The sequence below is a fragment of the Methanolobus sp. genome (genome assembly GCF_016278365.1).
In the GTDB taxonomy this organism is placed as follows: Archaea; Halobacteriota; Methanosarcinia; order Methanosarcinales; family Methanosarcinaceae; genus Methanolobus.
This window is the reverse complement of record NZ_JADQBZ010000008.1, coordinates 299,880-323,574: the sequence shown is the minus strand read 5'-3', so window position 1 is coordinate 323,574 and position 23,695 is coordinate 299,880. Positions and strand designations below refer to the sequence as shown.

The 23,695-nt window shown below is 44.3% G+C and carries 23 protein-coding genes; 14 read left to right on the top strand and 9 right to left on the bottom strand.

The window, feature by feature from the left end; translation table 11 throughout:
* Positions 1-86: 86 nt before the first annotated feature.
* Positions 87-1,577: a small ribosomal subunit Rsm22 family protein gene (locus QZZ22_RS10120; RefSeq protein ID WP_292464470.1), complete on the bottom strand. Its 1,491-nt coding sequence runs from the start codon at positions 1,575-1,577 to the stop codon at positions 87-89.
* A 121-nt stretch (positions 1,578-1,698) separates the two neighbouring features.
* On the opposite strand from QZZ22_RS10120, the gene QZZ22_RS10115 reads away from it, so the two are divergent.
* From QZZ22_RS10115 to QZZ22_RS10100, 4 genes are all read left to right on the top strand, one after another.
* Positions 1,699-2,760, top strand: a complete 1,062-nt coding sequence (locus tag QZZ22_RS10115) for a hypothetical protein (protein WP_292464469.1) — start codon at positions 1,699-1,701, stop codon at positions 2,758-2,760.
* A 66-nt stretch (positions 2,761-2,826) separates the two neighbouring features.
* On the top strand, positions 2,827-3,738 hold the full coding sequence (locus tag QZZ22_RS10110; RefSeq protein WP_292464467.1) for a DMT family transporter: 912 nt from the start codon (positions 2,827-2,829) through the stop codon (positions 3,736-3,738).
* A 143-nt stretch (positions 3,739-3,881) separates the two neighbouring features.
* Positions 3,882-4,217, top strand: a complete 336-nt coding sequence (locus QZZ22_RS10105) for a carboxymuconolactone decarboxylase family protein (protein ID WP_292464466.1) — start codon at positions 3,882-3,884, stop codon at positions 4,215-4,217.
* A gap of 195 nt (positions 4,218-4,412) precedes the next feature.
* Positions 4,413-4,736 carry a hypothetical protein gene (locus QZZ22_RS10100; protein ID WP_292464465.1) on the top strand — a complete coding sequence of 108 codons (324 nt, stop codon included), beginning with the start codon at positions 4,413-4,415 and terminating at the stop codon, positions 4,734-4,736.
* A gap of 57 nt (positions 4,737-4,793) precedes the next feature.
* Here the strand turns inward: QZZ22_RS10100 and QZZ22_RS10095 are convergent, their stop codons facing one another.
* The 3 genes from QZZ22_RS10095 to QZZ22_RS10085 are packed head-to-tail and all read right to left on the bottom strand — an operon-like array spanning position 4,794 to position 9,489.
* Positions 4,794-6,146, bottom strand: coding sequence for a glycosyltransferase (locus tag QZZ22_RS10095; protein ID WP_292464464.1), 1,353 nt, complete (start codon positions 6,144-6,146; stop codon positions 4,794-4,796).
* Between the two features lie 47 nt (positions 6,147-6,193).
* Entirely contained in the window at positions 6,194-7,144 is a 951-nt protein-coding gene (locus QZZ22_RS10090; protein WP_292464463.1) for a glycosidase, read from the bottom strand.
* A 26-nt stretch (positions 7,145-7,170) separates the two neighbouring features.
* A complete protein-coding gene (locus tag QZZ22_RS10085) occupies positions 7,171-9,489 on the bottom strand; it encodes a glycosyltransferase (RefSeq protein ID WP_292464462.1) in 2,319 nt (772 codons plus the stop codon).
* 686 nt (positions 9,490-10,175) lie between these two features.
* Between QZZ22_RS10085 and QZZ22_RS10080 the strand changes: the two genes are divergently transcribed.
* The 3 genes from QZZ22_RS10080 (at position 10,176) to QZZ22_RS10070 (ending at position 13,145) form a co-directional block, all read left to right on the top strand.
* Entirely contained in the window at positions 10,176-11,723 is a 1,548-nt protein-coding gene (locus tag QZZ22_RS10080) for an oligosaccharide flippase family protein (protein ID WP_292464461.1), read from the top strand.
* Positions 11,724-11,812: 89 nt separating this feature from the next.
* Positions 11,813-12,814: a glycosidase gene (locus tag QZZ22_RS10075; RefSeq protein ID WP_292464460.1), complete on the top strand. Its 1,002-nt coding sequence runs from the start codon at positions 11,813-11,815 to the stop codon at positions 12,812-12,814.
* 202 nt (positions 12,815-13,016) lie between these two features.
* Positions 13,017-13,145, top strand: coding sequence for a hypothetical protein (locus QZZ22_RS10070; protein WP_292464459.1), 129 nt, complete (start codon positions 13,017-13,019; stop codon positions 13,143-13,145).
* Positions 13,146-13,296: 151 nt separating this feature from the next.
* Here QZZ22_RS10070 and QZZ22_RS10065 read toward each other — a convergent pair whose 3' ends face one another.
* From QZZ22_RS10065 to QZZ22_RS10055, 3 genes are all read right to left on the bottom strand, one after another.
* Positions 13,297-13,821, bottom strand: coding sequence for a cytochrome c (locus QZZ22_RS10065; protein WP_292464457.1), 525 nt, complete (start codon positions 13,819-13,821; stop codon positions 13,297-13,299).
* A 3-nt stretch (positions 13,822-13,824) separates the two neighbouring features.
* On the bottom strand, positions 13,825-14,064 hold the full coding sequence (locus tag QZZ22_RS10060) for an SHOCT domain-containing protein (protein WP_292464455.1): 240 nt from the start codon (positions 14,062-14,064) through the stop codon (positions 13,825-13,827).
* Positions 14,065-14,376: 312 nt separating this feature from the next.
* Positions 14,377-16,386, bottom strand: coding sequence for a heavy metal translocating P-type ATPase (locus QZZ22_RS10055; RefSeq protein ID WP_292464454.1), 2,010 nt, complete (start codon positions 16,384-16,386; stop codon positions 14,377-14,379).
* A 266-nt stretch (positions 16,387-16,652) separates the two neighbouring features.
* Between QZZ22_RS10055 and QZZ22_RS10050 the strand changes: the two genes are divergently transcribed.
* The 3 genes from QZZ22_RS10050 to QZZ22_RS10040 all read left to right on the top strand — a co-directional run bounded on the left by QZZ22_RS10050 (position 16,653) and on the right by QZZ22_RS10040 (position 18,309).
* The gene (locus tag QZZ22_RS10050) at positions 16,653-17,366 is read left to right on the top strand and encodes a protease inhibitor I42 family protein (protein ID WP_292464453.1); all 714 of its coding nucleotides are present in this window, start codon (positions 16,653-16,655) and stop codon (positions 17,364-17,366) included.
* A 112-nt stretch (positions 17,367-17,478) separates the two neighbouring features.
* Positions 17,479-17,673, top strand: a complete 195-nt coding sequence (locus QZZ22_RS10045; protein ID WP_292464452.1) for a hypothetical protein — start codon at positions 17,479-17,481, stop codon at positions 17,671-17,673.
* A 405-nt stretch (positions 17,674-18,078) separates the two neighbouring features.
* Positions 18,079-18,309, top strand: a complete 231-nt coding sequence (locus tag QZZ22_RS10040) for a cytochrome b5 domain-containing protein (protein WP_292464450.1) — start codon at positions 18,079-18,081, stop codon at positions 18,307-18,309.
* Between the two features lie 32 nt (positions 18,310-18,341).
* On the opposite strand, the gene QZZ22_RS10035 is transcribed toward QZZ22_RS10040, so the two are convergent.
* Positions 18,342-18,521, bottom strand: coding sequence for a hypothetical protein (locus tag QZZ22_RS10035; RefSeq protein WP_292464449.1), 180 nt, complete (start codon positions 18,519-18,521; stop codon positions 18,342-18,344).
* Positions 18,522-18,897: 376 nt separating this feature from the next.
* Between QZZ22_RS10035 and QZZ22_RS10030 the strand changes: the two genes are divergently transcribed.
* The 4 genes from QZZ22_RS10030 to QZZ22_RS10015 all read left to right on the top strand — a co-directional run bounded on the left by QZZ22_RS10030 (position 18,898) and on the right by QZZ22_RS10015 (position 22,556).
* Positions 18,898-19,344 (top strand): hypothetical protein, encoded by a 447-nt coding sequence (locus tag QZZ22_RS10030; RefSeq protein ID WP_292464448.1) that lies wholly within the window; start codon positions 18,898-18,900, stop codon positions 19,342-19,344.
* 101 nt (positions 19,345-19,445) lie between these two features.
* Entirely contained in the window at positions 19,446-20,924 is a 1,479-nt protein-coding gene (locus QZZ22_RS10025; RefSeq protein ID WP_292464446.1) for a response regulator, read from the top strand.
* 118 nt (positions 20,925-21,042) lie between these two features.
* On the top strand, positions 21,043-22,005 hold the full coding sequence (gene mch / locus QZZ22_RS10020) for a methenyltetrahydromethanopterin cyclohydrolase (protein WP_292464802.1): 963 nt from the start codon (positions 21,043-21,045) through the stop codon (positions 22,003-22,005).
* A gap of 77 nt (positions 22,006-22,082) precedes the next feature.
* The gene (locus QZZ22_RS10015; RefSeq protein ID WP_292464445.1) at positions 22,083-22,556 is read left to right on the top strand and encodes a DUF2124 domain-containing protein; all 474 of its coding nucleotides are present in this window, start codon (positions 22,083-22,085) and stop codon (positions 22,554-22,556) included.
* Positions 22,557-22,596: 40 nt separating this feature from the next.
* On the opposite strand, the gene QZZ22_RS10010 is transcribed toward QZZ22_RS10015, so the two are convergent.
* Positions 22,597-23,619, bottom strand: coding sequence for a class I SAM-dependent methyltransferase family protein (locus QZZ22_RS10010; protein WP_292464444.1), 1,023 nt, complete (start codon positions 23,617-23,619; stop codon positions 22,597-22,599).
* Between the last annotated feature and the right edge of the window lie 76 nt (positions 23,620-23,695).

The following is a 23,695-nucleotide window of genomic DNA, read 5'->3' as shown; positions in this document are numbered from 1 at the left end:
CAGTTATCTTCGATACTCTTACCATCGATTACTTTGCACCCACATATACGTGGCCTCTGTATCTGCATAAATGGAATAGGTAATAGTTATTCTTCTACCAGGCTCACGACAGTTCCTTTCCCGACAAGCAAATTGTACGAATCATTGGCTTCATTATATTTGACAAGCACGTTCTCGATAGCAAGGACAGACCCGTACTTTGTTTCCCTGAGCAGCTTGTTTTCCAGGGTCAGACTGCTTAACGGGATGACTGCATATACTGGTTTTACTGAAGTCCCGTCGCATATCTTGTACAGGCTGTACTTTCCGTCTCCAAGGTCCCCTGACATCAGGGAGCAGATAACATTGATACGTTTACCTTTATGAATTTCAAGCTTGGACAGTCTTGCGAATTTCGCTTTAGGGGGCACCCTGAATTTGATCTTTGTAAGCTTATCCTTGCGTAGGATGGCATATGTATATTTTATGTCTGTATTGATGTAGCGATAAGGTTCGTCACATTCAGCCAGTTTCTTCATGAGTCTGGTAGGCATGATGTCACCCTGCTGCTCAAAGCTCCAGCATTCGGTCGGATTGCACCCGCTACCCCAGATAAAAGAGCAGGGGCTATAGATGCTAAGACCCACACCTTTGAGGGCAAGGATCAATTTCCTTGCCTGTGTGGAGTTTACTTTGTCAGCAGGCTCAATGATAATTATGTTTCCATCAGGGGCAAGCTTCTCGGATAACTTCTTAACAACATCCGCTTTTTGCTCAACGTCCATTCCCTTTATCTCATTAAGGACGTTGGAGAACACTATCAGATCAAGTTTGTCAGGTATCAGGTTAATATCCAGTTTCTTGATATCAGCTTTTATAGGCTCTTCAACTGATATCCTTGATTTTATTGCAGCATACTGGGGCACAATAAACCTGTAGGCTTCCAGATTCTCATCGAACATTTCCACTGAATAGATGCTTGCCATGTGGTTGTCCAGCCTGTTATAGAGGTCTGTCACAGCAAGCGGCACTGTTCCCGGCCCGCTTCCGACATCCAGTATCTTCATGCGTGTCTTCAGCAGACCTTCTTTCGCCATCCTGTACAGGATGTGCTGAAACTGCACAAAATACACAGGGAACTGGTATGCCAGATATCCCACAACATCGTAACCTTTATCGTACGTTATTTTCCGGGATTTGCCTTCCTTCCAGTAGTCTGCTTTCTGGGAGAGCACTGCTCTTCTTATCCTTTCCATGAGGATAGGGTCGTCCCAGCTTTTCCCGGTCTTCTTCTCTAAGTACTGTTCCACTAACCTTTCAAGTTTCCTGGAAACCCCTGGAGACTGGAAGAACATTTCATTCTTTTCTTTCTCCGGACCGGTCAATTCTATATTACCTTTGGGCGCCCGGACTACCCTGAAATCCCCTTCCGCCGGGATGGCGTCCAGCCCCAGGTCCATGAATGAGGCATGTACTGCCCTGTAAATGTCCTGCACAGACATCTCGCTCTTGATGTAATTTCGCATCTCGGACAGCATGAACTCAGTTTTCATGCGCGAAACATACTTCAGTGCGGATATTACTTCCTTCTCAGTCATTGATGGATTGATTGACACAACTCCTGATAAAGTTAGTGATATATTGTGGGCATTGTGGCCAGAGAACATTAAAATAAACGAAGGACAGATTATCCAGAGTTTATTATTATGTGGGGTTGTTATGAACAGAAGAACACTTGTATTAATTTTATTACTGACACTTCTCAGTGCAGGTTGTGCTGAGAGGAATAACGATTTGCAGACTATATCCGACGATGCTGTTATCGTGCACCTGACATACGGTGCCTTCACCCTCCCGGAAATGGCTATCCAGGAGCTTATTGTGAATGAGACTGCTGTCAATCTCAGCATCTATGGTGGTGATCGCGAACTTACCAGCAGGTATGTCCGGACCATAAATGAAAGCGTGCGCAACGATCTTCTAAGGCTTTTCAGGGACAACCAGTTCCTGGAAATGGAGGAAACCTACGAGCCTCGGGAGGGCCAGCCGATCGTTGCTGATGTAGGTGTGGTGGAAATAAGCCTGATACAGGATAATTTCAGCAAGACTGTCAAAGTAGATCCTTACTACGAGGATTACATGCCACAGGACCTTCGCGAGATAGACCGGGAGTTGGTCCGGCTCAGGATGCATGCTATGTCCACCCCTCCCGAAGAAGCGCGTGACATAGCCGAAGAATGGATAACCAATGCGCCAACCTATGCCTATGACGGCTCTAACTTGACTCTTACTGATCATGTGATCCTGGATTCTTTCCCGGAGCAACATGAAATAACTTATGAGTTCATGAGCAGTCAGGCAGGTTACGGCAATAGGTCCGGTGAGGCAACAGCTCAGGTAGTAACACTGCATACAATCGTCGTAATGGTGGCCGGGGGAAAGGTCACATCTGCTATTATAGACGGCGTATGGGATGAAATGTACCAGAGAATGTTATCGGATCTGGTTGTAATGGAATCTTCGATGCCTTGCCATGAGGCTCCGTGGGTACAATGGTATGAAGAGGGTAATATTCAGTTCCCCGCAGAACCACACGAGGAAGAAATAGCCATTGCATATTTTGGCGAGATATACTCCATCGAGATATCAAATTTTGAAAGCGAGCGCTTGGACAGTGAAACATGCAATTATACTCTGCAAGTAAGGCAAAGGGATGTAAGGATGATGGAGGACCTTGGCTGGGTGGAAGCCCGGCCATCTACATTCTACCTGTTGACATGACCTTGCAGTTTATTTGGAGCCTGTCCTGGACAAACATATTTATCTAAATCCGCCCTTCTGCGCCACATGAGCATGGCACCCAAAAAAGCCTATATGGAGCTGATAGCAGGCTCGGTGATATTCGGCATGTTGGGGCTATTTGTAGACAGGCTTGAGGCCGTTCCTACTCTTTCGCTCATCTTCTACAAACAGTTCTTCGGGGTACTTTCCTTATTGGTATTCATTGTAATTGCGGGCAAGATATCTATTATAATGCCGCGCAGGAAAAAGAAATACCTGCTATTGCTTGGAATTATTAACACAGCTACCCTGCTAACATATTTTGTCTGCATCAGGTACACCAGTTTCTCTGTTGCCATACTACTGCTCTATACGGCTCCCATGTATGTGACATTGCTCTCTCCTGTTACCCTGAAAGAGCCCATAACCCGCAAAGGCATGGTGGCATTGGCATTGTCTCTTACGGGACTGCTTTTCATTGTAGACCTGCAGGCAGCAATCAATGGTTTCAGCAACGGTGGTACGTATGTAATAGGAATAACAGCGGGCATCCTATCAGGCTTTATTTTCGGCAGTGAAATAATGGTCATACGCTACCTGAAAGACGATTACAGCAGCGTGGCGCAGTTATTCTGGTACACACTCATCGGCGTGGTATTGCTCTTTCCCTTTGGTGCAAAACTCTCGCAGCCAGTTCTGCTTGACAATCTTGGCATGCTTGTGTTCTTTGGCGTTATCAACACAGCACTTGCTGCACTGCTATATGTCAGCGGCATATCCCAGATCAAAGCCCAGACCGGCAGTATTCTGGCATTGATCGAGCCTGTCAGTGGTATCTTCTTCGACTATACTATCCTGCATACACCATTGTATCTGAGCACGATAATTGGGTGTATCTTCATTCTGCTTGGTGCGTCTGTTGCAGTCCTTGAAAAAAGCCATAGGAAATTTGGGAAACTTTTCAGGGTGCAGGTCTAGACGATATTTGAGTCTGGCAATAACAGGGAATCAGGCTTAAATATAAAGTGCTTCAACATATTTTGAAGTGCCACTATTTGCTGTGATATTGAAATGGCACTGTAATGTTAACGGTGTTAAAAAATATGGCGGAGTCATCATAAATGAGAATGCTTGAAGAGTTCTTCCCGGAATTTACAGAAAAGCTTGACGAGATCGACAAGATCTATGAAGAGAAAAGACCTGTTGATGAGAAGACGTACCAATTCCTCTGTTTTGCACTTTCCATTAAGGCAAGGTCAAAGCCATGCGTCCTGAAGCACTTCAAAGGCGCACTGGAAGCCGGTGCAACGGTCAAGGAGCTTACCTACATCCTCGCGCTGACCATGAGGGAAGCGGCAGGAGCCGATGACTGCTGGACCCATGATGTCATAGGGGAATGGAAAGAGATACTAAAGGGCAATGTTTCCTGCTGCTGTGCGGGTGACGAAGGAAAATAAAGTCTGTGAGCCAGGTGCGCACTACGGAGCACTTTTGGTGAATGCATATACAGGGCAATTGAGTGTCTACTCAATTGTCCTCACACAATTGTTATATAATGACGGCACTCTTTTAACTAATATAATATCTGTCTCATCTGTTATCACTTATGATACCAATCAGGGACAGGACAAAAGCATTACAGGAGATATTATATGTCAACAACAGTCACTGTAAACTCATCCATTTGCGGTTTTACCCACAAGATAACCGGGAAGCTCGAAGGCAAGAATATAGTTGTCGATATTGAATCCCCATGTGGCAAGATTAAGAGCATGTCCCACATGGAGATACCCATGATGGAAACAATGGACATCAAGGACAACTACGTGATGGACAGGGCACAGAAAGCACAGTGCACACCCATTTGCCTTGTGCCCGCCGGCGTACTGCATGTGTGCAGGATGGAAACCGGAATGCTGTCAAAATCCCTCTCCAAAAAGAATGAAAGAGTAAGCATAGAGTTCAATGAGGTATGAAGCCTGAGCAGAGCGTCGGACTGGCAGGGCATTCTTATACCTGCTACCACGCCCTCATCATACTCTCCCGTACTCATCCTCAAGCCTTTCAATATCTTCCTCTTCTATTTGGTCCCCCTTTGCTATTTCAACGAAAGTAAGATTCTCGTCTCCCGTATTCATGATGCGATGTACTGCACTTGTGGGTATGTCTACAGAATCCCCATCCTCGACCTTGAAGCGCTGTTCATCTTCATCAACCACGCCTTTACCTTCCACCACAAACCAATGTTCACTCCTGTGGAAATGTCTCTGGAGGGATATTTTTTCTCCCGGCATCACGGTAATGGTCTTGACCTTGAAGCCCGGGTCGTCAGATAGCACTTTATAATATCCCCAGGGCCGTTTTTCCTCTGTTTTGCGTTTTTCCAGTATAGTTTCATAGACCTTGATGTACTCTTCTGCCATCCTGTCCGCTGAATAATTCTTCATCGCAATCTCCCTGCATCTTTTACGGGAAACAGAGCTGATATTTCTCAGTGCATCCACAGCCTCGTCAATATCATTAACCACAAATCCGTTCTCTCCGTTATGTATAAGTTCAGGCATTGATCCGCGGTTGTAGGCTATAACAGGCGTACCACAGGCAAACGCCTCAACTATCCCCAGCCCGAAAGGCTCATCAAAATGGACCGGATGAATCAAAGCATAGGCATTTGAAAGCAGTTCCCTTTTAAGTTCAGGGTCGACGTGACCTTCATAGATTATCTGCTCATTGTCAATCAGATGTTTGACCTCTTTCTCGAAATATTGCGTATCAGGAATAAAGCCCGCTATCCTGAGTTTCATTCCGGATTTCTTTGCTATCTCTATAGCATCCTTTATACCCTTGAATTTGTCAAGCCGTGATAAAAACAGGATGTAATCCTGTGGTTTTTCATTGAACGGGAAGCTTTCCACTTCGATACCATGAAGTACCGTGCCCACATAATCCAGCTCAGGACATCTGTGTGAGTCACTGATGGACACGTAAAATGTATTCTGGTTGTATTTCTTGTACACCGGCAGGATAGACCTTGAAGAAAAACCATGTATTGTCGTGACCACTGGTGTGTCCACAAGCCCACTGTACGTAAGCGGCAGGAAATCAAAATGGTTGTGAATTATATCGAACTCATCCGCCCTTTCGAAAACCTCAGATATATGGAGACTCTCATAAACCTTCACATTCATCTCTTTGTCTTCCTCGTAAGGTCTTGGGTAGACAGAATGCAACTTTCCTGCCGTAGTTGAGTCTCCGGTTGCGAACAGGGTAACATCGATACCTTTCTTTATCAGATTCTCCGTCAGCAAGGACACAATATATTCCCACGGACCATATTTTTTAGGCGGTGTGCTCCATGCGATTGGAGATAACATAGCTACTCTCATTATAATTTCCCCCTCCCCACGATAAAAAGTGATTGATTTAATAAGCGTTAATATTTTGGACTTGTGTGCATGTAGTTCAGTAGATCGGATAACTGGGCAGTCGCCACGGATACATACGTATCAGCGCTTCCGTAATACAGGCGGACTTCCCCATTATCGCGAACCCATCCACAGGGAAAAACAACGTCATTGACATCGCCTGTTCTCTCATATAGCTCACGGGGTCCGAATATCCACCCCTCCGATCTGCAGATGACCTTTCTCGGGTCCTCAATATCTAACAGTGCCAGACCAAGGCGATAACTTATCTTTGATGTCGTGGCGCGTACTCCATGATACATGATCAGCCATCCCTCATCCGTGCGAATTGGCTGAGGGGAGAGACCTATCTTATTTGCATCCCACCAGCCACCTTCACGGGCATACAGGAGAACCTGATGATCTCCCCAATATCTCATGTCCGGAGAAAATGATATCCATATATTTGATTTAGCATTAGATATACTGGAAACCGGCCTGTGGAGCATTGCCCACTTTCCATTAAATCTTACAGGAAAAAGTGCTGCATCTTTATTTTCCGGAGGCAGGGTGGCTCCTATCCTGTCAAAAGTTCTAAAATCCTTTGTCATTGCAAGCCCTGTCAGAGGCCCTGACTCAGAATAGGCTGCGTATGCTACAGCCCAAGCATTCTGTTCTTCTATATATGTGATGCGCGGGTCCTCTATACCATACTCTTCCTCAGGATAGTTCTCAGGATCAGCCGGAAATGTAGGGTGCTTATCTATTTTCCAGTCGTCATAGCCGTTCCTGCTCCTTGCAACGGTCATGTGGGAAAATCCTCTGTGGTCCTCGACCCTGACCATCAGGAGAGTTTCCCCGTTCACCAGTACAGCTGCCGGATTGAAAACAGAGTTGGCCGGATAGGGCCAGTCTTCTGCTTTAAGTATAGGATTCCCATCATAACGTTTGAACAGCTCTCCGCGGTCTTCCCATTCCATAATGATTCCCCCAGTACAGATTTCACTCAACTAAGGCCGTTTGAGGAGAACTCTCTCTTCTCGTAGATCCCCATTAATCCTTTACCAGTTTCATGTTGTTGAGCAACAGCTTTATTGTCGGAGTATCTGGCTAGCATCTCTAGGGCCATAATGAAACACACTACAGATTCAGCTCCCTGGTTAGGGTTCATTCCCTTGGGGTCAAGGCCGTCACATACTGCTCCGTTAGAGTGGTCGTACATGATAGCTTTTAGCCTGTTCCTTCCAAGGAAATACTCGAAAGAACGGTTTGCAAACTGGATATATTTTTCATTCTGTGTAACCTCATAGGCAGTGACATAAGCCTCCGTAAGATAAGCAGCATCAATAGGCTGCTGGCCAAATATCGCTTTATTTCCTTTATGTTTGTACCAGCCTTCATTCCCTACAAGGTCGAAGAACTCCCCGTTCCATTGTGTGTACGTAAGGAAATCCAAAGCTTTGATCCCTATTTCCTTGTATCTTGGATTGCCGGTAAGACTATATGCAAGCATAAGTGCTTCGCACATCTTGGCATTGCCATAGGTCACTTCAGTTTCAAACCACTCCCACTTTTCCTGCATGTTAGTTTCGTATAAACTGACGAGGAAGTCCGCATATTTTACAAACACCGGAAGGAATGTATCCTTATCTATCCCCTTATCCAGCATCTCATACAAACCGCACATAGTGTAAGCTTTTGCTCTGGGTGCATGGATATCGTCCATAACGGGCCTGGACCTGCGGACAATCTCAAGCGCATGGTTGCGCAGATTCTGCGGCAGCTGGGGGGAGGCACAGACATGTCCCAATCCATATAATGCACGTCCGAAAGTATCATCACTTCCGTTGTCATCAAGGAACTTCCTGTCGTAACTCATGAAGTTATGGAAATGTCCGCTCTCGGTCTGCGCATGGTCCAGGTAGCTGAGGTAAACAGTAACAAGTCTTTTTATTTCCCCTGCCTGTGGCTCATCGGAAGAAGCCGCCCTTGTCAGCGCGACCAATCCCCTCCCTACATCATCAGTACTATAACCATGCCTTCGACTTGGCACTCCCATGGTTGCATGCTGGAAAATGCCGACATCATCTGTCATCGAAATAAGATATTCAAGATTAGTTTTGGGTAAGTTGGAAGGTATGGAGAAATCAGTCATGGTCTCAACGGCAGGTTGAGGGTTCTTTTCAAGCGTCTGCTTAAATAAACTGACATATTCTTTGCCTACATTCTTCCATATCATCTGCCTGCCAAAATCATATGCTTTCCTGCGCATCCGGTTGCACTCCAGCGGATTTCCGATCAAATGTAACAATGAAGTGCTGAAACCCTCGCTATCCTTGAAACCCACAAGCATTCCACGACCATCTACCAGCATTTCCTGAGCATACCAGTAAGGTGTGGAGACTATTGCCTTACCCATACCAATCGCATAGCTCAGGGCACCGCTGACAACCTGTTCTTTGGGAATGTACGGAGATACGTAAATATCACTGGCAAGGATATATTCATACAGTTCCTTTTTCTGGACAAACTTGTCGTGAAAAATAACATTTTTCTCCAGCCCAAGTTCATGGACTTTCTTTTCTAGGTACTCCCTGTACACTTCACCGAAATTCCTTTTGACTTCAGGATGGGTGGCACCCAGTACCAGGTAAGTAAGGTCAGGATACTTTTCAACCACTGCGGGAAGTGCATCCAGCACAGTCTCTATGCCCTTATTCTGGTTCAGGAGGCCAAAGGTAAGGATAAGGGGAGAACCTTCCAATCTGAGCGCTTCCTTATGCACCTCTGAACCTGTAAAAGGGCAATCAGGGATTCCGTGATATACAAGTTCTATTTTATCTTCAGGTGTATCGTACACCTCGCGCAGTATATTCCTTGCTGTTTTGCTCATCACGATTATTTTATCAGAATACAGCATAAGTTTCTCCGTCACTCTGCGGTATGGAGGCTCCGGATCTTTTATCACAGTATGCAATGTCGTTACGATTGGTTTATCTATTTTTGAGAGCAACTCAAATATGTAATCGCCGGCATCTCCCCAATAAAGACCGAACTCATGCTGAAGACACACCACATCGATATCTGTTCCATTGATATATTCTGCTGCAAGGTTGTAATCCTCAAGTTGATCCCTTCTTATTTCAAAAACAACTTCATCGGGATACTCATAGTTTTCACCGATGTCGTTGAGAGCTATGACTTTGAATTCATCAAGATCGTTTTCCTGTGATACAGAATTAAGCAGATCAGAAGTGAATGTAGCTATTCCACATTTTCGCGGAACATACGTTCCGATAAATAGTACTTTTAATTTTCGTTTCAACTAATTACCCCCCGGTTGCAGTAAATTTGAATATGCTATTGAGAATATATAATGTGTCAACTCTACTCAAAACATGTAAGTTAAGCCGCAACTAACAATTCCATTATTCAAAGATACTATCTGAATTGTAACATCAGTCCTTTCATCCCCACCCGACCACCGGATTTTGTTTTTAGGTGACCAGATACCCTAAATACCTATTGGGCAAAATTGTATTTAACCTTATTCACAAACAAATTTCTAAGCGTGTTTTTTTTCAATGGCGCCACTCAGGTTGATTATGGCACTATTCCAGAGAAAACCAGCTTTTACAGGGCACTACTACACACTGATAAGGCGCTTGCGAGTGAGTAATAAATAAAATAGGTATGTTCTATAAGAGTTATATCTCTAATTTATGAGAATGTTCTTTAGTATATACCGTAATAATTACTTGCACAAGTACTTATGTATATAATTTTATAAGACACAATCGATAATAAGCTTTTTATATCATGTACATGTTGTCGACTCGTTGCTCAACAAACCACCACGTGGAGCATTAGAGATGATTATGGCTGAACGTCTTCTCTAGCCGGGGCTATATATTCACCACAAACAGCTTCAGGCTACTGAAAGACGCTCCGCTTCCCCAAATCATGGCTTATCCACAGACTGGTTACTAACAACAAATGGGTGGTAACTAGATGTCACTTAACGAATCCGTAAACAGAATAGTAATAGGTTCAGGAGTCATATTCGCAGGTACGATTAGCGGACTCCTTTTGAACATCCTCATCAAAGGAGTGCTGACAAGGAACCTGTCCCAGACAGATTTCGGCACTTACTCACTCGCACTGACCGTTATTTCCCTCACAGGTGCTATCGCCACGCTGGGCCTGCACGAGGGTGTACCCAGATATATAGCATACTTCAGGGGAAGGAACGAAGACCACAAAATACAGGAAATTGTCGTATCCGGCCTGCTTATGGGCCTTGTAGCAGGAGTGCTGGCTATGTTCATTTCCCCGATAGTATTTGAACGAGCTGCAGCAGGTATGTTCGATACCCAGGATAATATATCTGCAATAATCAGGATAATGATCTTTGCAATTCCGCTTACGATATTCATGAATATAGCCATAGCAGTATACAGAGGATTTGACCGTACTAACGTCAACATGTACTTCTATGATGTAATAAGACCCGTATCCCTATGGGCCTTTGTATCTATAGCAGTACTTGCAGGAGTTTCCCTTCATACATTCGTGCTTGCAGATCTCCTCTCAATGGTGTTCACATTCGGCCTGATGGTTGTATACTTCATCAAGAACCCGCCATTTAAGCCAGAGCTCAAGGTCCGCTTTAGTGAGCCTACAAAACAGCTTGTCAAGTACTCGTTCCCGCTACTGATAAGCGCTACCCTGCTCAACCTTATGACCTGGACCGATACCATAATGCTGGGATACTTCAAATCCTCGCAGGTCGTTGGTGTATACAGTGCAGTTTACCCATTGGTCAGCTTCCTCACAATAATAATAACTTCCATGGGTTTTGTGTATATCCCGGTAGCTTCCAGGATTTGGGGAGAAGGTCGCAAAGACATTCTTAGTTCCCTCTACAAGGTAGTAACAAAATGGTGCTTCGTCCTTTCATTCCCCATATTTGCACTCATGTTCGTGTATCCGGAAGCCATACTTACCAGGCTGTACGGAAATGAATATGCAACTGGAGCCACAGTACTTAGGATACTTGCACTTGGTTTCATCACAAACGCGTACTTCGGGTTTAACTATCATACAATAATGGCAGTAGGTGATTCCGGCTTCCTGATGAAGTGCTCAACTGCAAGTGCTGTAATCAATGTAGTGCTCAATTTCATGCTGATACCACAGTACGGTATGATAGGGGCAGCTGCAGCATCGGCAGCATCATTTGCAACCATCGAGCTTCTAATGACCCTGAGAGCATGGAGGACGCATGGAATGCACCCTTTCACAATGGCTTACAAGAAGTTCACGCTTGTCTGTATAGCACTCATATCGATCATGATGGTATTCAAGTTAATACTCCCTACCGTTGGTTTGCTATGGGTTTACGGCATGTTCGTAGTCTTGTACATTATCATCTGTCAATATTCAGGTGTGATTAATGATGATGACAGGAAAATAGCTAAACAGGTACGCACTCAAGTACGTACAAATGTCAGGCGTAGTATCGGAATCTTTGTGCCACGAACTTTCAGGAATCTTTGATACAGAAGAAAGACCCAAAAAGTTGCTATATTATGCTCAACAGTAAAGTTGTATTGAGTATTCGTTGATAATATGGCGGGAGTATCAGCATGGGACTGGGAGAAGAATGTGCATTACACAACGGAAGCAGTAAAAGAAAGTCCGGTATCTTCTGGAAGCCTGCGGGAGACCACAGGCTTTTCACAAGATATGATGGGAATCCTATACTTAAAGCAAAAGACTGGCCCTATCCGGCCAACTCTGTTTTCAATCCGGCAGCTGTACTGGTGAACGGGGAAACTCTCCTCATGGTCAGGGTCGAAGACCACCGGGGTTTCTCACATCTTACAGTGGCTAGGAGCAGGAACGGCTATGATGACTGGAAGATAGATAAGCACCCTACATTTCCGGCTGATCCTGAGAACTACCCTGAGGAAGAGTATGGTATAGAGGATGCACGCATAACTTATATTGAAGACGAGAAGCAGTGGTATATAGCCTATACATCTTTCTCTTCTTCAGGTCCTCTGCCCTCACTTGCCAGGACAAGGGATTTTAAGGATTTCAAGCGCCTGGGTGCAGTCCTGCCTCCGGAGAATAAAGATGCAGCACTTTTTCCTGTAAGGTTCAACGGTAAGTGGGCTCTCATCCACAGACCTGTGGCAGGCGGTCTGACCAAAGCCAATATGTGGATATCCTTCTCGTCAGATATGAAGCAGTGGGGGGATCATCAGGTTCTCCTGTATGCCCGTGAAGGTGGCTGGTGGGATGCAAATAAGATAGGTCTCTCCCCTCAGCCTCTGAGGACTGAAAAAGGCTGGCTTGTGATGTATCACGGAGTCAGGCGTACTACATCTAAGATGAGTTACAAACTGGGTCTTGCCCTGCTGGATCTGGAAGATCCTACCAGAGTATTGAAAAGAACTGATGAATGGGTATTCGGACCACGCGAGCTCTATGAAAGGGTTGGTGATGTGAATGAAGTTGTTTTCCCATGTGGATGGATCGCTGACGGGGATGAGGTAAGGATGTACTACGGAGGCGCAGACACCTGTGTGGCACTGGCAACAGCAAGCATGAAAGAGATCCTTGATTACATGGAAAGATGCTAATTCCCGGAAGGTATCACAGATGACTGCGATAAATTATATTTTTGATATTCATTTCTGTATACTCTCTGATGCGTCTCCTTGGTGGCCCCTATTATTTTTGTTTCGGAATAATGGTCAGGTAGCGCTGTTAGAGTGATTAGGTTTATACCTGATAAGGATAGACTTTGAATGTATCTTAATCTAATGGGGGGAGGTGAAAGATATGGAAAAGTGCGGAGTATGCAACCAGGATGTTGAAAAGCAGCCTCAGATTACTGCTGAGGGGAAATGTGATACTTGCGGTGCCAAGCTGACCATGGTGGAAGAAGGAAAACATGAAAAAGGCAGATAAATTGCTTTAGATTATGCTTTCCCGATAGATATAAGCCAGCAAAGTTACCTGCTTTCAGGTAGCTTATTTTTACATTTTTAGCATTTTTATTTCTAGCTTTTTTAATGCTGTTGTATGAACTTTATGAACTGTATAAATCTTGCTCACAGCTTTACAGGGTTCTCAGATAATCTATCAGATCGCTCATGTCCCCATCCTTCATATCCCACCTTGGCATGGTCGGGTCAAGAGGGCGTCCTTCAGGGTCAACTCCTGATCTTATAGCTCTTCTGATAGTTTCTTCAGTGTATGGCTCGTGTCCTGCGTGTTCCTCCGAAGTGAGTCCCTCATAAGTAATATCTGCTGGTACTACATATCCCATCATTACGGGAACTCCTCCTCGCCCATCTTCTCCATGGCAATGTACACAGCTACCTTCGTGCACATAGAACCAGTGCGGACCTCCGCTTGTATCTATGCGCTGCCCTGATTGGTTATATCCTGTGTAGTATATCATCTCACCATTGGATCCATAATCTATTTCCAATGCATCACTATCGATGGGATAGTCGGTATCTTGATAACCGGGTCCTCTTACACCAGGAAGATAGCCCGGAGCTGATAAAACATATATCATTCCGGCTATACCCAGGATGATCAATGCAAGTGCAATCACTACTAAGGTCATTCTGGCCATACTTTATCGCTCCAGATTATTTTTAATCTCTTCGAACTCTTCTCTGGTGATCTCTCCCCTTGCATACCGTAACTGAGCTGTTTCCAGGGCAGACATATCTTTTGTTTGACCCTGGATCCTGTTCTGGTCGATGAACCACTTTACCAGCAGCACAATTCCTATTGTTATAAGTATCCAGAATATCAGGGCCATGAACATAGGCAAAAAGCCATAGTAGCCCATCATACCATCCATAAAAGTCATTTCTTATATCCCCCGGTCTGCCAGTTAACCAGACGCACGCGTAATCTCAATAAAATCAAAAAAGGATACCTTAAGCGGTACCTTTTTTGCGCTCCCGAATCCAGTTTACCAGCATAACAGCTCCCACAGATATTAAAAGCCATTTTGGAAGAAGCAGTAATTTCTTTGATAGCCAGGCCGTTAATAATCCATGTATCATTTCTTATATTCCCCCTAAGTAAAAACTCCCTTTTTTACATATTTACTCTATTTTAATATCTGATATATCTTTTGATTTCGGGTTCACATTTATATTATATCACATATATTATATCACATTCTAAGTGTTTTTGCGTTGATGGCAACAATGACCGTACTGATACTCATCAAAAAAGCTCCGGCTGCAGGCGAGAGGAGTATGCCGGAAGTGTAAAGCACACCTGCAGCAAGGGGAATCGCAAAAGCGTTGTAGCCAGTGGCCCAGAGAAGGTTCTGGAACATCTTGGAATACGTTTTCCTTGCGAGCACGGCTATATCAGCTACATTCCTTGGGTCATTCTTCACAAGTACAATGTCTGCACTTTCAATAGCTACATCCGTACCTGCACCTATAGCTATTCCCACATCTGCCTGCACAAGTGCAGGGGCATCGTTTACCCCATCTCCAACCATCCCGACAATATATTTCTGCTGAACTTCTTTTACCTTCTCAGACTTTTGATGTGGCAACACCCCTGCAAAGTATTCATCCAGTCCAAGCTCTCCAGCTACCCACCTGGCTACAAACTCGTTATCTCCTGTAAGCATCATGCACTTTATGCCCATGGACTTAAGTCGGTCTATGGCTTCCTTTGATTCTACCCTGACAATATCTGCAAGTCCCAGAGCCCCAAGCAGCCTGTCGTCCTCAAGAAGGAATACGACCGTTTTACCCTGCTCTTCTACTCTCCCTATGTTCTCATCATTTACGTTTATTCCTTTCTCGCGGAGATAACCAGGACTGACAACTTTTAACCTTCTACCTTCAACGATACCCTCAACACCTTTCCCGGGAAGGGAATTGAAATTTTCCGGGCCTTTTATCTCAAACCCTTTTACTTTGGCACTATTAACGATTCCCACTGCAATCGGGTGCCCTGAATTCGATTCAAGTGAAGCGGTAAGTTTCAGTATCTCATCCTGGCTGATGTCTGCCAGAGTTACTATATCGGTTACCCCGAACTTCCCTTCAGTCAGAGTTCCGGTCTTATCAAATATTATAGCTTGCAGGTCCTTTGCTCTTTCAAATGCCTGCCGGTCTCTTATCAACAGGCCGGAATTAGCCGCAAGGGAAGTGGATACAGCTACAACTAAGGGTATGGCAAGCCCGAGGGCATGAGGGCAGGTTATGACCATAACAGTCACTGCCCTCTCCAATGCAAAGACAAAAGGACTGCCAAAGTATACCCACGCTGAAAGGGTCAGGACACCCACGCTCAGGGCTATTATAGTAAGTATCAGAGCTGCCCGGTTTGCCAGGTCCTGCGTCTTGGATCTGCTGCCCTGTGCACTCCTGACAAGCTCGATAACCTGATTCAGGTAAGTGTCCTTTCCGGTCTTTCGAACCTCTACATCAATAGACCCCTCGCCGTTTATGGACCCGCCAATAACCGTATCTCCTTCTGTTTTTGTAACCGGCAGGGATTCACCAGTGAGCATGGCTTCATTAACGCTGGTCTCGCCTTTGGTAACAACACCATCTACAGGCACTTTTTCCCCGGGTTTGACAAGCACCCTATTATCTACTTCAAGTTCGTCAACCTGCACGTCCACAATCTCATCATCTTTTATCAGGTGGGCCACAGAAGGCATTATCCTCACCAGTTCTTCAAGTGCCCTTGAAGCTCCCATCACAGAGCGCATCTCAAGCCAGTGTCCAAGTAGCATGATATCTATAAGGGTGACCAGTTCCCAGAAGAACATCTCTCCCTCAAGCCCGAACACCACTGCAGAACTGTATATGTAAGCCACAGTTATGGCTACCGCTATCAACGTCATCATTCCGGGTGTTTTGCTCTTAAGCTCACTGATAAATCCTGTAAGGAAGGGGAACCCTCCGTAGAAATATATCAGCGAGGAAAGTACGAACAGCACAAGTTCAAATCCCGGGAATGTAAGTTCAAAGCCGAAGAAGCCCTGTATGGGGGGCGATAGAATAAGGACAGGGATGGTAATTGCCAGGGAGACAACGAATCTTCTTTTGAAATCTTCCATCATACTTGCATGGTGGTCCTTGTGCCGGGCCTGCTTCATTATCTCCTTTTGTTTTTCAGGCTTCTCCTCATCTGTTCTATCTTTATGCATGTGTTCATGATTTTGATTCATACTGCTGTCACTACCTGTATCTAATCCATTTTTGGCAAACTCCTACCCCTATGCCTGTAACCATTAGATGAAAGAATATCCGGACAGTTGTACTCTGGATGTACTCTAATATCGACTCTAAACTATTTGTTGGTGCTATTATATAAGCAGTAATCTTTGGGATAGAAAAAGTGCGAGCGTAGCTGTAGCTTAAACAATGCATAAATATCGAGAATGCTATGTTAACGTATAGGAGAAAATGCAATATGAAAAAGACATTAGGTATATTACTTATTATAGGGATTGTTGCAATTGCAGTCCTGACATCGGGATGCATGGATAATAATAGTGGGATTGAGGATAATGGCGACGCAGATGTTCCTGAAGGGCAGGATGCACCGGCAAATGACTTTCCCGCTCTTGAACCCATAACTTCTGTGTACATAGAAGATAACAACACAGAAATCGTCAGGGCTCTTAAGGGAGATACTATAATAATAGAACTTCAAGAGAACCCAACTACAGGCTACTCATGGAACCTTTCAGCAAGTTCCGGTCTCTCACTCGTGAATGACACGTATGTGCAGCACTCTGCAGACGAGGGATTGACTGGTGTCGGTGGTGTACACGTCTGGACTTTCGATCTCATTGAGAATGGCGTTCAGAACATTTCAGCAGTCTACAAACGCCCGTGGGAAGATATTACCGGTGAAGAAGATGCTTTCGAGCTCACTGTGAATGTTGTGCCTCTGGAAAACATGATAATGGCGACAGGTACTGTGATCTATGTTGACCTTGAAGGAGGATTTTATGGGATAGCAGGTGAGGATAACACAAACTACGATCCCATGAATCTTGAGGAGGAATTCATGGAAGACGGGCTGGAAGTAGAGTTCACTGCATATCCGGTAGAGGATATGATGAGTATCAGGATGTGGGGTCAGCTTGTAGAGATAAGGTCTATGCAATCAGCTGCATAATAAAGATAAATGACCTGCCTGCAGCAGCGCCCTTCAGGCAGGTAACTTTTAGTTAATACTTATCAGGGAACATTTTTACTTGCAGGAGAAGTGCCTGGCAGGAGAAAACAGGATGAGAACTAAAGAAACGAAAAAAGAGACATCTGTAAAGGATATTGAAGTACCGTTTATTGACAGTGAAATAGATAGCTGGTGTGAAGTGCCCGAGGAAGGTCCGGATACAAGAAGTGCCGATGACCTTGTGATTGACGCGTGGTGTAAAGACTCACGAGGCAATAATAAACATAATGAACGCCTCAAGAAGTAATGCAGATAAGTAGAAGTATAATCAATCAAAAGATGAGGTCCTGTATTTATAATGTGTAAGGACAGAGGCACCCAAAAGCGTGGTGGTTTTCAGGTGCCTCATCTTTTCCTTGATCTCCGTTTTTCCGTTTTTTCGATGTACCGTTTTTCATTCATGTCCGTTTTTCTGACCAATCACTCAAGAAAATAATTTTCCCGGATCATGGGTCTAACGCACAGATTGTTCCTATCCTACAAAAAGATACCTATATAGGTGTTTAAATATAAAATATTCGTCTATATAGATTTAGCCAGCCTGATATCTTCTCATCCTCGAGGATAAAAAAGCTATCAAAAATCTATGTCGTCGAAAGAGATATGAATTTACAAACGTAAAGAGATATAAGGTTAAACAGGGAGGGCAAATATGAGGAAATTCACAAGAGAAGAGCTTTTAAAGTATGATGGCAAGAACTCAAAAGAAATATACGTTGTTTATAAAGGAAATGTCTATGATATGACAGGCAGTGATACCTGGATGGATGGGGAGCATTACGAGCATGAAGGCGGACGCGATCTGACAGAACAGATGGACGATGCACCTCACGCAGATGAAGTCTTTGAGGATTATAAGATCATCGGAGAATTAGCAGACTGAATAAGGACATATGCTGCATCCTTGGTCGCGTGTTAACCGGCTGTTCTGTGTTCTGTTGAAACATCATCACGTTGTTTGATTGCAGGACAGTCATTAAGTATGCTACAATCTGAAGGAATGACAGGTACCGGATTGTCAATATCGGGATGACTGCAATAATATGATGTTCCGGCTCTGGTTCTCCCGGCAATCCCTGCGCATTTAGTGTACAAAGGAATGGATCTTCTATAATTACATATTGAACAGTGTATATTCTCATCTCCTGTAATATATGGAGAAACCTGATATTCGCACTTACTATTATACATACAATGTTATAAATAGTTTGCAGCATTCCGGTTTAATTTCTGCCATGGCTTCTGAGTAGTTATATATAGTACTCTGCCAATATTAGAATGGGGAGAACGGGGTGCGAAATGTCCATTAAGGCATCTTTTCTGAGATATGTGCAGACCAACCAACAGCAGTGCTAACAGACCAACTAGTATCAAGTATTAAGTTATCTCAGTTTCGCACCTCTTACCCACAGTGAATTTCTTGATATTGGCCCCAAAGAGCTTATGTAATTTTGCGTTATCTTCTCTTAAGATGCGCACAAATAAGAGTTTCCTTTATTATGTTGTTGCACTTGTTGCAGGTATTCTGATTGGACTGGGACCGGCTATGCTTGTTGCTGAGCCTGTTGTGCTCGGAGAGTTAAGCATCACGGAGAGTTCGGCTGCAATAGGAATGTCTAATAAGAACATTAGTGACCAGCAACTTTACTCCTATAGTTTTCTACTCCATAATGACAGAGACCGGCCTGTACATATTGATAGTATTGAGCCCGTTTTTGGGGCGGATATTTCAAGCAGGATCATTGCAGAGAATACATCACTCGCTATCAATAGGACCATCAGTCCCGATTCCTCTATCACAGTTGAAGGACAAATCGTTTTTGATTCAACAGGCCTAACAAAAGAAGATATCGTCGGGTTTGAGCCTTTTATCGATCATGTAGTGGTCAGATCTATAGAAATAGTTGACCATCCGTAGGATTTTACTTGTATTTTGCATTGATCATTTAACTATTATTTGCAAAAGTGCATTTATTACGGTAATTATATATAAATCTAAGTTTATACTAGGATTCATATATGATTTCCAGAGCCAGACATAAAATACTCGTTGTCGATGACGAGCTACTGAATGTAGAGCTCATGCGTGCATACCTGAGTAACGACTATGATGTTATTACTGCCTATAATGGCAAAGATGCACTCGACAAGGTGAAAACCGAAGAGCCTGACCTGATTTTACTTGATGTTATGATGCCTGACATGGACGGCTATGAAGTTTGCAGGATCATAAGGCATGATTACAAGATAGATTTTATCCCTATAATCATGATAACGGCACTTACCTCAAAGGAGGATCACCAGAAAGGAATAGAGGCAGGTGCTGATGAATTTTTGAAAAAACCAGTGGGAAAGTTTGAGCTGGACCGGAAACTTTCATCTCTTTTAAGAATCAAGCAGCAGCATGATGCTCTGCTTATGGACCGCAACAAGGCTTATGACTATATGGACTATGTAGGTATCTTGATAGCAGTCCTGGATAAAGATTACAATCTGGTACATATCAATAAGAAAGGTTCGGACTTCCTGGGGTACAAAAAGGAGAAGATAGTTAACAAGAACTGGATAAGTTCTTTCGTCCCGGAGAACTATTCATTTGATGTGAGGAGATCTTACGATGACCTGTTGAGGGGAGTTACCAAACAGCACGAATATCAAGAGTATCCCCTTATAGTCAGCAGTGGAGAAGAGCGTTTTTTCCTATGGTATGATTCTCTGCTCAGGGATGAGGAGGGCAATTTCTCCGGGTTACTGATATCCGGGGAAGATATCACTGAAAGAAGGAAAGCAGAGGTCCAGTTAAATGAATACGCCCGTCAACTGGAACGTTCCAACGAACTCAAGGATCTCTTTACTGACATTTTGCGGCACGATCTCCTGAATCCTGCAGGCCTTATTAAATCATTTAGTGAACTCCTGATAGATGTCGAGATGGATGAAAGCAAGAAGTCCATCATTGAGAATATCTCAAAATCCACTAACAAACTTATCGATCTTATAGAGGGTGCAGCCCATCTTGCAAAACTTGAATCAATTGACGAGATTGGATTTGTCCGGATGGATGTTGCTTCTATGTTAACGGATTCTGTTCACAATTTCTCACTGGACATGCAAAACAAAGGAGTTAATATCGATCTTCTATTCGAAGGAGCATATCCCGCGGTGGTTAACCCTATGATCGAAAGGGTGTTCAGCAATCTTGCATCAAATGCTGTGAAATATACTGCTGATGAGAGCATCATTAAAGTAAAAATTGATGATGCAGGGGATAAATGGAAGATAAGTTTCACGGATCAGGGTGATGGTATTCCTGACAAGGACAAACTTGCGGTCTTTGAGCGCTTCAAGCGCCTGCATAAGGACAGTGTAAGAGGTAGTGGTATAGGGCTTGCAATTGTCAAGAGGATAATTGATCTGCATAATGAGCAGGTTGGGGTGCTTGACAACCCGCAAGGTCAGGGAAGTGTTTTCTGGCTGACACTGAAAAAAGCGGAGTAAGAGTTCTGCAGTTATAACATCAGCACATTTCATCTGTGCTCGCTGGCATGCATATTTTCGAAACTTATATATGCTTACCTGTACAATGACAGTCAATCAACTGTATAAGAGTGATAATGTGATAAGTGTCAACGAAAAGGGAATTGCGATCATCGATGAGATGCTTGACTGGGAAGAAGAGCTTAAGATAAAATCCACTGAGCTTGAGAATGGTGCAACGATCATTGACTGTGGTGTCGATATGGAAGGCGGCTATGATGCAGGTATGTACCTTGCACGGTTGTGTCTTGCTGACCTTGCAGATATCAGCTATACTAAGTTCGATATTGACGGGCTTCCCGTGCCGGCAATACAGGTTGCCACAGATCATCCGACAATTGCATGCATGGCTTCCCAGTATGCAGGCTGGAGAATCTCCGTAGGTAAATACTTCGGAATGGGTTCCGGTCCTGCAAGAGCACTTGGTCTCAAGCCAAAAGAGCTCTATGAGGAGATCGGTTACAAGGATGATTCCGAATTTGCAGTACTTGTCATGGAATCAAGTGCCCTTCCAACCGAAGAGGTAGTTGAATATATAGCCAAGCATTGCAGTGTCGACACAGAGAATGTTTATATTGCTGTTGCACCCACAGCTTCCATCGCAGGCTGCGTGCAGATCTCAGCCCGCGTGGTCGAGACAGGTATACACAAACTTGAATCCATCGGTTTTGACATTAACACCATTAAGAGTGGTTTTGGTGTTGCCCCTATTGCACCTATAGTCGGGGACGATACAAAGTGCATGGGTTCCACCAACGACTGTATCATCTACTGTGGTGAGACCTATTACACCGTAGAGTACGGAGATGCCGAGAAGCTCGAGGAATTCGTAAAGAAGGCCCCATCCACAACCTCTAAGGACTTTGGTAAGCCCTTCTATAACACCTTCAAAGAGGCCGGCTTTGACTTCTTCAAGGTGGATGCAGGCATGTTCGCACCAGCAAAGATAACGATAAACGACCTTAAGTCCAAGAAGTCCTTCACCAGCGGAAAGATCAATCCGGGTATCCTCCTTGAATCATTCAAGGTTAAGGAAGTATAATTCTCCTGTCAGTATTGAGTACAGCCCCGGCTTGTACTCTCTTTATTCCTTTTCTATATTTAAAACGAGGGTGTATTATGAAAGTACTGAGCACTTCAAAAGGTATAGGCGGCCAGCTTACCGACTTCAGGAAACTGGTGGATGGTTCCAGAACAATCACTTTTGTCGGATCCGCAGGATTCTGTACGCCATTTGCCGAGCTGATGGCCTATGTTATCAGGGGCAGCGACAGGGAAATGAAGTTCGTGCCTGATACGGGACTGGAGGATGCAAGGTCCATAGTTTCAACGCCTTCAGGCATGCAGCTTGGGGAGCCGGCTGACTTCCATGCCGATACGGTTGTCCTGCTTGGCGGGCTTGCGATGCCAAAAATAGGTGTTGAACCATTAAAGGCGAAAGAAATGATCGATTCCATTCTTGAAGGCTCTGAAAAAAAGCTGATCCTCGGAGTATGTTTCCAGTCCATCTTCCAGAATCAGAACTGGACGGATACAATTGATTTTGACTATATTGTTGATGCAGATCTCACAAGCGAAGTTAAGCAATCCTGAAAAGGCTTGAAATCAATTTCAGTGTTGCATCAGTTATAGATTAACTTATCCACGCATCTACAACAACATGCCAAACACCTGGCGAGTATTTCTTTACCTTCCGGCATCCCCTTATTTCAACCTGCCTGCCCTCGCGCAGCGCCGCTTCCGTTATCCTGGAAACGGGCCTCTCAAACATAAGTTTCTCCGGAACCGTTTCATGATAGTGCAGTATGCCACCGGCACTTTTGATGGCCCTTATGCCATACTCCAGATACTCATGGGTAGTGCCTACATATCCCATGAGTACCCTGTCTGCAACACCCTGTGGAGTAAGTACCGCACAGTTCCCTCTCATGGCTTCAACAATATGTTCCACTTTGTTCAGCCGGATATTTTCCTGCAGGTATTCAAAGGATTCCGGGTTCAATTCAATTGCATATACCTTAGAAGGTTTTGCATGGATGGCAATTGGTATTGAAAAGTAACCGATGCCTGCAAACATGTCAACTATTGTCTCATTTGAACCTGTTTTGCTCATGATGCTCTTTTCATATAAGTTACCTTTTGAGAACATCACTTTTGTAACATCGAGCCTGAAAAGACAATTGTTCTCCTTGTGAGTGGTTTCCGTGGATGTCCCTTCCAGGATCTCCCTCTTTGGCTGCCTGAACTGTCCCTCAATTCCAAGGTCGCGTACAACTGTATGACAATAAGGGTATATCCCGAGCAGTTCCCGGGCTATGAGGTACTTATGCCCTTCTATACGCTCATCTATGCTGACGACGATTATCTTTCCTACTATATGCCAACCGGAAGGGATCAGCTTCAGGCTTGTCTCAGGAATGAGTCCCTCAAGGCGCTCCCGGAGAGACTGGGACTTGCCGTAGTATTCGGGATTTTGCTGCTCAATGGTGTCCATGCCTGTGATCTCACAGGCGACAGGTATCTCCAGGAAATCCTTTCCATCTGAGTTGCTTACCTTTATTTTCCTCTCGTGGTCCAGCATCCCATTTTTTAAGAGTTCATTCCTTATGGCCTCTGCCTCTGAAATAGGCACGACAACTGCTCTTTTAACACTCATGATCCATCTGTCTGATTGTCGTTGTTATGCAAATACTTTATGATGCTGAGAGTATTATTCGCTACTCAGCGAACAT